The 11,865-nt window shown below is 68.0% G+C and carries 12 protein-coding genes; 5 read left to right on the top strand and 7 right to left on the bottom strand.

All coding sequences use genetic code 11. From position 1 onward, the window contains the following. Nucleotides 1–75 precede the first annotated feature (75 nt). The 3 genes from D588_RS0102105 to D588_RS0102095 form a co-directional block, all read right to left on the bottom strand. The gene (locus D588_RS0102105; protein ID WP_017907655.1) at nt 76–837 is read right to left on the bottom strand and encodes an ABC transporter permease; all 762 of its coding nucleotides are present in this window, start codon (nt 835–837) and stop codon (nt 76–78) included. Beyond that, a complete protein-coding gene (locus D588_RS0102100) occupies nt 834–1,781 on the bottom strand; it encodes an ABC transporter ATP-binding protein (protein WP_017914796.1) in 948 nt (315 codons plus the stop codon). The genes D588_RS0102105 and D588_RS0102100 overlap by 4 nt, the downstream gene beginning before the upstream one ends. A gap of 171 nt (nt 1,782–1,952) precedes the next feature. Next, nucleotides 1,953–2,882 carry a DMT family transporter gene (locus tag D588_RS0102095; protein ID WP_017914795.1) on the bottom strand — a complete coding sequence of 310 codons (930 nt, stop codon included), beginning with the start codon at nt 2,880–2,882 and terminating at the stop codon, nt 1,953–1,955. A gap of 111 nt (nt 2,883–2,993) precedes the next feature. Here D588_RS0102095 and D588_RS0102090 point away from each other — a divergent pair, with 111 nt between their 5' ends. After that, nucleotides 2,994–3,473: an Lrp/AsnC family transcriptional regulator gene (locus tag D588_RS0102090; protein ID WP_017914794.1), complete on the top strand. Its 480-nt coding sequence runs from the start codon at nt 2,994–2,996 to the stop codon at nt 3,471–3,473. A gap of 196 nt (nt 3,474–3,669) precedes the next feature. Here the strand turns inward: D588_RS0102090 and D588_RS0102085 are convergent, their stop codons facing one another. Further along, nucleotides 3,670–5,307, bottom strand: a complete 1,638-nt coding sequence (locus D588_RS0102085) for a Na+/H+ antiporter (RefSeq protein WP_017907651.1) — start codon at nt 5,305–5,307, stop codon at nt 3,670–3,672. Between the two features lie 165 nt (nt 5,308–5,472). On the opposite strand from D588_RS0102085, the gene D588_RS0102080 reads away from it, so the two are divergent. From D588_RS0102080 to D588_RS0102060, 3 genes are all read left to right on the top strand, one after another. Continuing rightward, nucleotides 5,473–6,141, top strand: coding sequence for a class I SAM-dependent methyltransferase (locus D588_RS0102080; RefSeq protein ID WP_017914793.1), 669 nt, complete (start codon nt 5,473–5,475; stop codon nt 6,139–6,141). A 247-nt stretch (nt 6,142–6,388) separates the two neighbouring features. Beyond that, nucleotides 6,389–7,006: a pentapeptide repeat-containing protein gene (locus D588_RS26285; protein ID WP_198526718.1), complete on the top strand. Its 618-nt coding sequence runs from the start codon at nt 6,389–6,391 to the stop codon at nt 7,004–7,006. Nucleotides 7,007–7,263: 257 nt separating this feature from the next. Then, nucleotides 7,264–7,854 (top strand): fasciclin domain-containing protein, encoded by a 591-nt coding sequence (locus D588_RS0102060; RefSeq protein ID WP_017914789.1) that lies wholly within the window; start codon nt 7,264–7,266, stop codon nt 7,852–7,854. Nucleotides 7,855–7,977: 123 nt separating this feature from the next. Here D588_RS0102060 and D588_RS0102055 read toward each other — a convergent pair whose 3' ends face one another. After that, nucleotides 7,978–9,420, bottom strand: a complete 1,443-nt coding sequence (locus D588_RS0102055) for a UdgX family uracil-DNA binding protein (protein ID WP_017914788.1) — start codon at nt 9,418–9,420, stop codon at nt 7,978–7,980. Here D588_RS0102055 and D588_RS27505 point away from each other — a divergent pair. Next, nucleotides 9,419–9,784: a hypothetical protein gene (locus D588_RS27505; RefSeq protein WP_157836390.1), complete on the top strand. Its 366-nt coding sequence runs from the start codon at nt 9,419–9,421 to the stop codon at nt 9,782–9,784. The genes D588_RS0102055 and D588_RS27505 overlap by 2 nt on opposite strands. 73 nt (nt 9,785–9,857) lie before the next feature. Here the strand turns inward: D588_RS27505 and D588_RS0102040 are convergent, their stop codons facing one another. Together D588_RS0102040 and D588_RS0102035 are read right to left on the bottom strand one after the other, a co-directional pair. Continuing rightward, nucleotides 9,858–11,102 (bottom strand): putative DNA modification/repair radical SAM protein, encoded by a 1,245-nt coding sequence (locus D588_RS0102040; protein WP_017914786.1) that lies wholly within the window; start codon nt 11,100–11,102, stop codon nt 9,858–9,860. A gap of 94 nt (nt 11,103–11,196) precedes the next feature. Then, on the bottom strand, nt 11,197–11,865 hold a 669-nt coding region (locus tag D588_RS0102035; protein ID WP_017914785.1), incomplete at its 5' end, for a class III extradiol ring-cleavage dioxygenase.

Raw genomic sequence — 11,865 nt, 5'->3', positions numbered from 1 at the left:
GACCGCCGGCAGGCGCCGCGCCTGCCGGCATGCCGCTGCGACGCACGGCCGCACGCCGCGGCCCCCGCTGCCGCCTCAGGGCTTGAGCCGATAGCCGCTGCGGAAGATCGCCCATACCACGCCCAGGCACAGCGCCAGGAATGCCAGGGTCATGCCCAGGCTGACCGCGATGTGCACGTCGGCCTTGCCGTAGAACGCCCAGCGGAAGCCGCTGACCAGGTACACCACCGGGTTGAACAGGCTGATCTTCTGCCACAGCGGCGGCAGCATGTTGATCGAGTAGAAGCTGCCGCCGAGGAAGGTCAGCGGCGTGATCACCATCAGCGGGATCACCTGCAGCTTCTCGAAGCCGTCGGCCCACACGCCGATGATGAAGCCGAACAGGCTGAAGGTCAGCGCGGTCAGCACCAGGAAGCCGAACATCCATAGCGGATGCGCGATCTCGTACGGCACGAAGGCGCGTGCGGTGAGCAGGATCAGCAGGCCCAGCAGCACCGACTTGCTGGCCGCCGCGCCGACGTAGCCGATCACCACCTCCCACCACGCCACCGGCGCCGACAGCACCTCGTAGATGGTGCCGGCCCAGCGCGGCATGTAGATGCCGAAGGAGGCGTTGGAGATGCTTTCGCTGAGCAGCGACAGCATCACCAGCCCGGGGATGATGTAGGCGCCGTAGCTGATGCCGTCGATGGCGCCCATGCGCGAACCGATCGCCGCGCCGAACACCACGAAGTACAGCGAGGTCGACAGCACCGGCGAGGCGATGGACTGGGTCAGCGTGCGGAAGGTGCGCGCCATCTCGAAGCGGTAGATCGCGGCGATCGCGTGCAGGTTCATGCGCGCACCTCCGCCGCGGCCGACGCCGGCCGCACCAGGTTGACGAAGATCTCCTCCAGCGAACTCTCGCTGGACTGCAGATCCTTGATCTCCACGCCCTGCGCCTCCAGTTGCCGCAGCAGCGGGCCGATGCCGGTCTGCGCGGCCTGCGCGTCGTAGGTGTAGGTCAGTGTCGTGCCGTCGGCGGACAGCTCCAATGGCTGCGCCGCCAGCGCCGGCGGCAACGCGTGCAGCGGTGCCTGCAGGGTCAGCGCCAGTTGCTTCTTGCCGAGCTTGCGCATCAGCGTGCGCTTGTCCTCCACCAGCACCAGTTCGCCGCGATTGACCACGCCCACGCGGTCGGCCATGTCCTCGGCTTCCTCGATGTAGTGCGTGGTCAGGATGATGGTGGTGCCCTGCTCGCGCAGGCGCCGCACCATCTGCCACATGTCGTGGCGCAGCTCCACGTCGACTCCGGCGGTGGGTTCGTCCAGGAACAGGATGGACGGCTCGTGCGCCAGCGCCTTGGCGATCAGCACGCGCCGCTTCATGCCGCCGGACAGGGTGGAGATGCGGCTGCCGCGCTTGTCCCACAGCGACAGTTCGCGCAGCACCCGCTCCAGGTGCGCGTCGTCGCGCGGCTTGCCGAACAGGCCGCGGCTGAAGCGCACCGTCGCCCACACCGTCTCGAACGCATCGGTGGCCAGTTCCTGCGGCACCAGGCCGATCTTGCCGCGCGCGGCGCGGTAGTCGCGCACGATGTCGTGGCCATCGGCCAGCACCCGGCCGCTGCTGGGATTGACCAGCCCGCAGATGATGCTGATCAGCGTGGTCTTGCCGGCACCGTTGGGGCCGAGCAGGGCGAAGATCTCGCCGCGATGGATCTCCAGGTCGATGCCCTTCAGTGCCTGGAAACCCCCGGCGTAGGTCTTGGTCAGGTGTTGTACGGAAATGATCGGCGACACGGGAACTCCCTGGGCGCGCGGCGGCTACGGAAACGGCCCCCAGGGTAGAAGCCGGCTCGTGATGGATAAATCCCGATCCGGCGGAAGCACTCTCCCGCGTGCGGGACAGTGCGTCGGCCAGTGCCTGCACACGCAGGGCAACGTGACCGTCTTGGCCGTGGCGACGCCTGGTTAGCCTTGTCCGGTGTCGACGTCGACGACGGCCGGTCGCGCAGGGCGCGGCCACGGCAGCACGCGCCAGCCGAAGTTGACCCCGGCTGCCGCCAGCAGGATCAGCAGCGCCCCGAGTACCTGCGTCCACGCCAGCGACTGCCCGAAGGCGATGCGATCGACCGCGATCGCCACCACCGGATAGATGAACGACAGCGCCCCGATCATCGCGGTGGGCAGCGCCTGAATGGCGCCGTACAGCAGCACATACATCACCCCGGTGTTGACCACGCCGAGCACGACCAGATCCAGCCATTGGCCGGGACGGCTGGGCAAGGCATCGAAGCGCACGAACGGCGCCAGCAACACGATGCCGATGCCCAGTTGCAGCAGCGCGAGCAGATGCGGCGGCGTGCCTTTCAGGTGCTTGGTGACGATCGACGACACCGCGTACAGAAACGCGGCACCGAGCGCCAGGGCGACGCCCTGCAGGTACTCGCCCGGCACCGCGAGCACCGCAGGCGCGATGCGCACCACGCCCACCAGGCCGACGAACGCCACCGCCAGCCACCCCACGGTCGAGGCGCTGATGCGCTCGCGGAACACGAGCGCGCCGAGCCCGACCAGCATGAACGGCTGCGTGTTGTAGACGGCGGTGGCCATCGAAATCGACGCGCGGCCGTAGGCGGCGAACAGCAGTAGCCAGTTGCCCACGATCGCGATCCCGCCGAGCAGCACCAGCGCCAGCATCCGCGGCGAGAACGCCTTGCGCCGCAACAGGCCCAGCGCCGCGCAGACGATGAGCAGCGTGGCCGCGCCGAACAGGCAGCGGAAGAACACCACGTTGAACGGCGACTGCCCCGACGACACCACCAGCCAGCCGATCGTGCCGGACATGAGCATGGCCACGACCATCTCGGCCGCACCACGGTGAATCTCGTTCGAGGCCATCCCGGTTCCTTTCAATGCTGCGAACAGGCGTCATTGTAGAAACCGCAATTCCGCGAAAATATAATTAAACTTAGGCCAATTACGGAATTTACCTAAAAAAGGAAGGTCACTATGCAAACCCGCCTTTCCCCTCCCGCCATCGCCCCACTCGACGCGATCGACCGCGCCATCCTGGCTGCATTGGCGCAAGACGCGCGCATGGCGACCAGCGAACTGGCCCGGCAGATCGGCCTGTCGGCCCCGGCGACCGCCGACCGCGTGCGCCGGCTGCAGCACCAGGGCGTGATCGCCGGATTCACGGTCGAGCTCGATCCGCGCGCGCTGGGCTACACCTTGCAGGCGATCGTGCGGGTCAAACCGCTGCCGGGGCAGTTGCACCTGGTGGAGGAACTGCTGCAGCGCATCCCGGAATTCGTCGAGTGCGACAAGGTGACCGGCGAGGACTGCTTCATCTGCCGGCTGTACCTGCGCAACATCGCGCACCTGGACAACATCCTGGCAAAAGTCACCGATCGCGCCGAAACCAACTCCGCCATCGTGAAGTCGACCCCGGTGCCGCGACGGCTGCCGCCGCTGGCCGAGGACGCCTAGCGCGATGCGCTAGCCACGCGGCTTGCAACAGACCACACAGCGCCAGGGGCGCAGGCCGGCGTGCGTCCCTGGCGGGCAGAAAGCGACGAGCAGTGAACCGGCGCGCGCCGAAAGTGGCATCGCGGCGAGCCCAAAACGACGCCAGGAAGCCGCTTTCACGAATCCCCATTCCCGACTCCCCATTCCCGGCCGTCGATCAACTCTTGCGCCGCGCCTCCAGCAGATCCAGATTGCGGATCAGCCGGCGCGCGATCTCGTCGGAGATCTTGCGCTGGCGGGTCAGCTTGAACAGCTCCTGGCGTTCGGCCTGCAGGCCAGCGTGCCGCAGCTGGCGCAGCACCGCGTCCAGGCGCCGCGCCTCCTCCGGATCGCTCTCCATCGCCTCGCCATGGTCGAGATGGCGCTGGTACAGCGCGCTGACCCGGTTGGCGGCCTCGTTGTAGAGATCGGCGTGCTCGCTGTCCTGCACCAGCCGCTGGCGCAGCTTCTCCACCGCCGCCAGCGCCGCGCGCGAGGACTCGCGGCGGGCCAGGTCTTCCTCCAGGCGGTCGGTCGGCTCTTCCGGTAGCTCCAGGCCGCGCAGCAGCCGCGGCAGGCCGATGCTGGCGACCAGCAGCGAGGTGACGATCACCGCGCTGGCCAGGAAGATCGCCAGGTCGCGCGCCGGGAACGCGGCGCCGCCGGGCAGGGCCAGCGGCAGGGTCAGCACGCCGGCCAGGGTGATCGCGCCGCGCACGCCGGCCAGCGAGGTCGCCACCACGATCCGCCACGGCGGGCTCTGCCGGTCCTCGCCGCGACGGCGCGCCTTGAGCAGGGTCCAGCGCAGCGACAGCCACACCCACAGGAAGCGCAGCAACAGCAGGCCGACGTAGATCGCCAGCGCATAGGCGGGCAGCCACCACGGGTCCAGGTGGCCGGCTTCGTCCATGTTGTGCATGGCGCCCTGCACGATGCCCGGCAACTGCTCGCCGAGCAGCACGAACATGATGCCGTTGAGGGTGAACTGCACCATGTCCCACACCGCCGAGCGCTGCACGCGCATGCTGCCCGGGGCGCGGCCGCTCAGTTCCACGTAGCTCATGGCGATGCCGGCGGCGACCGCGGCGAGGATGCCCGAGGCGTTGATCGCCTCGGCCAGCAGGTAGGCGGCGAACGGCAGCAGCAGGTTGACCAGGATCGCCGCGCCCGGCTCCTCGCCGACCTGGCGCCACACCCAGCGCTGCGCCAGGCTGGTGCCGACCACCACCGCGATGCCGGCGGCCACGCCGACCAGCGCCACCCACAGGAAGGTCAGCGAGGCATCGGCCAGCGAGAACGTGCCGGTGATCGCCGCGGCCACCGCGAACTGGAAGCAGACCAGGCCGGAGGCGTCGTTGAGCAGCGACTCGCCTTCCAGGATGTGCATCAGCCGCTTGGGGATCGGCGCGCGCGCGGCGATCGAGGACACCGCGATCGGATCGGTGGGCGACACCACCGCGGCCAGCGCGAACGCCACCGCCAGCGGCATGGTCGGGATCATCCAGTGGATCAGGAAGCCGGCGCCGATCACGGTGAACACCACCAGGCCCAGCGCCAGCTCCAGGATCACGCCCTTGTCGCGGAACAGGCCCTGCTTGGGGATGCGCCAGCCGTCCAGGAACAGCAGCGGCGGCAGGAACAGCAGGAAGAACAACTCCGGCTCCAGCGCATAACCCTTCTTGAACACGCCGGCGATGATCGCGCCCAGGCCGATCTGCACCAGCGGCAACGGCAGCGAAAACGGCAGTACGCGCACCAGGTAGCCGCTGGCCACCACGGCCAGCAACATCGCCAAGACCACTTCGATCGAATGCATGCTCGTCCGGACGGCGGCGCCACGCCGGCGGCGCCGCCCATGAATGGGGGAGCCTGCAAGCAAAGCGCACCGCGGCGGCGATGTCCAGTGGCGCGGGCGGCGTCCAGGCTACTATCCGGCCACAGAGCCGGTGGCGGACACCGGCGCCTTTTCGCCGGAGACCGCATGCTCACCATCCAGGAACTCAACCGCTTCATCGACGAACACGCGGCCGAAGGCAGCATTCCGCGGATCTGGGACCTGATCGGCGACCACTTCGTCCAGGCCCAGGCCGGCCTGCCGGCCGAGCACGCGATGGAGCGACGCGAGCTGTCCTTCCACGACCATGTGCGGCTGCTGGGTTATCTGTGCCTGCTGCTGGAGGGCGTGCCGGGCGATCTGGTGGAGATCGGGGTGTGGAAGGGCAAGTCGCTGGTGCTGATGAACGAGGTGTCTGGCCGCCAGCGCCGGGTGATCGGCATGGATCCGTTCGCGTTGCCGAACCAGTTCGAGGAGTTCAACCACTATCGGCAGCAGTTGCTGCCCAATGCGCGCTTCATCCGTGGCTATTCGGAGTTCTGCGCCGAGCATTTCTACGCCATGGAGCCGAAGGTGGCGCTGTTGCACATCGACGGTGGGCACACCGGGCGCAACGTGCTGCTGGATTTCCTGCTGTACGGGCCGAGCGTGGTCTCCGGCGGGTTCGTGGTGTTCGACGACTACGGCGACTGGGAATACTCGCCGGAGGTCGGTCCCGCGGTGGACCTGCTGCGCGCCGCCGGCTACTTCGGCGACTTCCATGTGCTCGGCTGCGCCCACGGCTTCGAGAACAGCTATGTGCTGCAGCGCCGCTGAGCCGGCGCGCCTTGGCCCTCCAGCGCGTGCCGGCAGCGCAAAGCGACGTTCCGAGAACGGCATCGCCGGGACGATCCCGGCCAACCAACAGGACAAACATTTCCGACCACCGATCAGCGATCCTGGACCCTGAGCCCGACAGCCACTCAGGGTGCGGACGTCGCGGCGCGTCCGAAGCTGCAGCCGCGCTCAACCATAACGGCATGGCAGATATCATGCCGCCAATTCATCCCCGAGGCGGCCACCCATGAAAAACACAACCGCCAAATGGCGAAACCATGAATATCTGGCGAGCATCATCGACAGCATCGATTCGATCGCGGCTGGACGGCCGATCATTCGCGACGCTGATCTTTCCGGCATCAGCATCGGCCCATCTGCCATCCTGGAACAGTTAAAAGCCGCAAATCTCTTCGAATCGAGGATCAGCAACACCGACCTGTCTTACTCGAAAATATCGGGAAGTGCAAACGATAGTTCCTTCATGAATGTCAGCTTCGAAAGTGCCAACTTGAACGGAGCCCTTTTGTGCAGATCGGAAATAAAAAACTGCAACTTTTCAAAAAGCAAGCTTGTGATCAACATGGATGATGCGATCTGCGAAAAAACCGATTTCGTCAAAGCCAGGTTTTCCGGTGGATCTTGCGGAGTGGAGTACGGCGGCCGCCGGGTGAAATTCATGGACTGCGATTTTACCGGCGCTGTCTTTGACAGAGTCGAATTCAGAGCATCGACATTCATCAACTGCATCTTTGCCGATGCGAAATTCAAGAAATGCGACTTGCGTGGCGCCAGGTTTGAGGCTGGCGTTCTGCCATTGGCAGCCCAGTTTGAGGACATGGACATCCCTTCTCAGTGTCGGTGATCTCATCGGCGCAGGCCGACGATGAGGCCTGCCTGCACTCGTATAGACCGTTCGCCGGAGCGCTGCCCGGCCTTGCGGCTGTACCACAGCGCGACAGTGCGCTCGCCTGAGCCGCCCTGGATGCGAGCGACGGTACCCGCCAGCCCCCCCCCCTGTTCATCATTATCTGGATGGCGTGATGCAACCGCGCCGGCGCAGGCCGCGTAAAGACAGGTGCACGGCCGACTGGCCGCGCATCCCTTTCAAGGAGCAAGCCCATGAAGATCCACTTGCTGTCCCTGGCCCTCGCCGGCCTCGTCTCCCTGCCCGCCATGGCCGCCCCCAGCCAGGCCGCGATGCACGACCACGCCGCGATGAGCGAAGCCAAGCCGAATCCGATGGTCGGCGGCGCGCCGATGTACGCCACCAAGGACATCATCGACAACGCGGTCAACTCCAAGGATCACACCACCCTGGTCGCCGCGGTCAAGGCTGCCGGTCTGGTGGACACGTTGAAGGGCGCCGGCCCGTTCACCGTGTTCGCACCGACCAACGCCGCCTTCGCCGCCTTGCCGGCCGGCACGGTGGACACGTTGCTCAAGCCGGAGAACAAGGAAAAGCTGACCCAGGTGCTGACCTACCACGTGGTCCCCGGCAAGCTCGATGCGGCGGCGCTGCTGGCGCAGATCAAGGCCGGCGGCGGCAGCGCCAAGCTGACCACTGTGCAGGGCGAAACGCTGATCGCCAAGGCCCGCGGCGGCAAGGTCACCCTCACCGACAGCAAGGGCAATACCGCGCACGTCACCACCGCCGACGTGATGCAGAGCAACGGCGTGATCCATGTGGTGGACAAGGTTTTGATGCCGTAAGCACGCGTCGGGGGGTGCATTGGCATCGCGGGGGCGGCTACGGCCGTCCCCGTTTTGCACGTCCACGCCTGCAACCGCGCCGCCGCGCCCCGATGGCGGCAACTGCAGCACGCACACGAGCGGTCAGTTGCCGGAATTCCCCGCGTGCGGCATGGGCACCTGCTCCGCCAGCACGCGCAAGTCATCCACGAAGCCTTGATAGGCGGCCTCGCCCGCCTCCCCGCCGCGCTGGCGCAGCACCCACGACGGATGCACGGTGGCCAGCGCGCGGGTGCCGTCGTCCAGCGCCTGCCACTGCCCGCGCTGGGCCATCAGCCTGAAGCCGCTCCCCAGCACCGCGCGCGCCGCGGTCGCGCCCAGGCACAGCACGATGCGCGGGCGCACCCGCGCCAGTTCGCCGGCTAGCCACATCCGGCAGGCCTCGACATGCGCGCGCTCGGGATTGCGGTGCAGCCGCGCCTTGCCGCGCTGCTCGAAGCGAAAATGCTTGACCGCGTTGGTGACGTACATACCTGCACGCTCGACCCCCAGTTCCTGCAGCGCGCGATCGAACAGGCGCCCGGCCGGGCCGACGAAGGGGCGCCCGCTCAGGTCTTCCTCGTCGCCGGGCTGCTCGCCCACCACCATCACCGCGGCATCCTGCGGACCTTCGCCGAACACGGTCTGGGTGGCCGGCTGCCACAGCGGACAGCGGCGGCAGTCGCGCGCCGCCGCGCGCAGCGCCTCAAGGCTGTCGTCGGCGGCCACCACCGGCACCGGTGCCGGCGCGGGAATGCGCCGGCGAACCGGCTCGGGCGCGCGCTCGGCCATCTCGCGCACGCGCTGCCCGGCGTCGCGGATCAGCGTGGGCAGCAGTTGCGCTTCCGGCAGGTGCTTCCAGTATTTCTGCGGCATCTCCTGGCGCATCATCGTCGGGTTGAGCCGCGCCGGGTTGAAGATGTTGGCGTAGTAGGTGCGCCACAGCGTGTCCTGCGCGTCGTCGGCCGGCGCATCGGCACGCTGCGCACCGGCGCCGAACTGCAGCGTCCCGCCATCCCAGCGCACGCTGCGGTACGGGGTGAGGATCGCCCAGCGCATGCCGGCGAAGCGCCGCGCGAAGAACGGCGCCACCCGATCGACGATGTGATGTTCCGGCTCGAACCAGGCGATGTAGGCCTCCTGCTCGCCCGGCACCTCGCGGAAGCGCACGAACGCCTTCATCTTGTGGCTGTCGCGGCGCACCGCCTGCGCCCATTGCTGGGCGCGGTGCACGTCGGCATCGGTGACCCGCTGCAGCAGCGCGCGCTCGCCGCCGGCGATGCGCCACAGCAGGCGGTACAGCAGCGCATGCCGCTGCGGATCGCGATGGCACAACACCGCACCGGCCAGCGCCAGGAACTCGGCCGACACCCGCGGCGGCGGCACCTGCGCCGGCAGCGTGGCGACGTCGGCCCCGGCGAGCAACCCGCCCTGCGCATCGCCGTCCCAGGCCAGCGTCTCCGGCGCCACCTGCGCGCACCACGCCGCCCGCGCCACCGCCCGCCACGCCTCCAGACTCCACGGCGGCGCCACCTCAGCCTGGAACATGCCCCGCTCCACGCATCAGCTCACCGAAACGAATGCAGAACACGGCAACACAACCGCCAACACAGCATCCGCAACCATCGCCGCGCGTGCAGATGTTGCTGTTGCTGTTGCTGTTGCTGTTGCTGTTGCTCGTGATGTTGCTTTTAAAACTTCCCGCCTTAAAGCGAGCCGAGCACCGGAGTGGCGAGCGGCCGAAGAGGCGCCCTTGTTTGAGCGAAGCGAGTTTGGGCGCCGTGCCGCTCGCCGCGAGGAGCGCAGGGGACCGGTGCGGCCGTATCGCACCGGCTCGTGTCAGGCGGGAGCGGTTTTGGTGACTTTTGCCAAGACAAAAGTCACTCGCGCCCGTAGGCGCGAAAGCCTTTGATGTTGCAGTTGCAGTTGCCGTTGCCGTTGCCGTTGCCGTTGCAGCAAGCATGGCAACACTCCACCCCACCGCGTCAATCAAACAAGCCACCCTGCCGCGGTGCCGGCGCCAACTGCGCACGCAGCCGCTGCGGATCGTCCAGCCGCTGCCGCGGATGGTGATCGAGCACACTGACGAACGGCAGCAGCTTCTTCAGCGGCACCCGCAGCCGCGCCAGATCCTCGACCCGCAGCCGCGCATGCCGCCGCGCCAGCAGCAAGCGCTCGACATTGCGAGTGCCCAGCCCCGGCACGCGCAACAACAGTTCGCGCGCGGCGGTATTGAGATCCACCGGGAATCGCTCCGGGTTGCGCAGCGCCCACGCCAGCTTGGGGTCCACGTCCAGATCGAGCATGCCGCTGGCCGCAGGTGGGGCGATCTCCTCCACCGAGAAATCGTAGAACCGCAGCAGCCAGTCGGCCTGGTACAGGCGGTGCTCGCGCTGCAGCGGCGGCGCCAGCAGCGGCAGCTTGGCCGAGGCGTCGGGAATCGGACTGAACGCGGAGTAGTAGACCCGGCGCAGGCGATAGTTGCCGTAGAGATTGTGGCTGGTGTGCAGGATCGCGCGATCGTCCGCGCCGTCGGCGCCGACGATCATCTGCGTGCTCTGCCCGGCCGGAGCGAAGCGCGGCGGCTTGGCGCGGACCCGCGCCTCGGCCTTGCGCGCCTCCTTGCTCTCCTCGATGCGCCAGCGCAATTCGCCCATCGCCGCACGGATGCCGCCGACGTTCTTCTCCGGCGCCAGTTGCGCCAGGCCGCGCTCGGTCGGCAACTCCACGTTGATGCTGAGCCGGTCGGCGTAGCGGCCGGCGGCGGCGAGCAGCTCCGGCGCCGCGTCGGGAATGGTCTTGAGATGGATGTAGCCGGCGAAGCGGTGCTCCTCGCGCAGCTGCCGCGCCACTTCCACCAGTTGCTCCATGGTGTAGTCGCTGTTGCGGATGATGCCGCTGGAGAGGAACAGCCCTTCGATGTAGTTGCGCTTGTAGAAATCCAGGGTCAGCTTGACCACTTCGGCCGGGGTGAAGCGCGCGCGGCGCACGTTGCTGGACACGCGGTTGACGCAGTACGCGCAGTCGAAGACGCAGAAGTTGGTCAGCAGGATCTTCAGCAGCGACACGCAGCGCCCGTCGGGCGTGTACGAATGGCAGATGCCCATGCCCTCGGTGCTGCCGATGCCGCCGCTGCGCAGGGAATGGCGCTTGTCGGCGCCGCTGGAGGCGCAGGACGCGTCGTACTTGGCCGCGTCGGCGAGCACGGCGAGTTTTTCGAGGGTATTCACCAGCCGACGATGCCGGGTCCGCGTCTCAAACGGTGAGACGCGGATGCGCTGCGACCTTCACCGCGATGAATCGCTCAGGTCGATCTCCTGGCGTTCAGGCCGCCACGCGCGCCGCGGCGCCGTCGAAGCGGTAGATGTCCATCGCCAGCAGGCCGGCGTCGATCCCCGCATCGATGCGCTGCGCGCCCAGCCCGCCCGCGCCGGCCGCACCCATCGCCACATAGATCGGCAGCCAGTGCTCGTCGGTGGGATGCGCGCGCTCGGCGAACGGCGCCTGCCGGCGATAGTCGAGCATCGCCGGCACGTCGTCGCGGCGCAACGCCTGCTCGGTCCATTCGATGAACGGACGCACGTAGGGCACTTCCTTGCCCTCGGCGTAGCGGCCGAAGTCGTGCAGGTTGTGGGTGATGCTGCCCGAGCCGATCACCAGCACGCCGTCCTCGCGCAGCGGCGCCAGTGCGCGGCCCAGCGCCAGATGGTGCTCCGGCCCGAGTTCCGGCTGGATCGACAGCGGCACCACCGGGATGTCGGCATGCGGGTACAGCAGCGACAGCGGCACCCACACGCCGTGGTCCAGCCCGCGACGCTCGTCCAGCACCGGCGCCAGCCCGGCCTGCGCCAGCAGCTCGGCAACCTGCTGGGCCACGGCCGGCGCGCCCGGCGCCGGGTACTGCATCGCGTACAGCGCCTGCGGGAAGCCGCCGAAGTCGTGGATGGTCTGCGGCTGCGCCGCGGCGCCGACCAGCGGCCGCCGGCCCAGCCA

This window comes from Xanthomonas sp. SHU 308 (assembly GCF_000364645.1).
Lineage (GTDB): Bacteria > Pseudomonadota > Gammaproteobacteria > Xanthomonadales > Xanthomonadaceae > Xanthomonas_A > Xanthomonas_A sontii.
The sequence above is the reverse complement of the archived record's forward strand: the minus strand, read 5'-3'. Positions and strand labels throughout refer to the sequence as shown.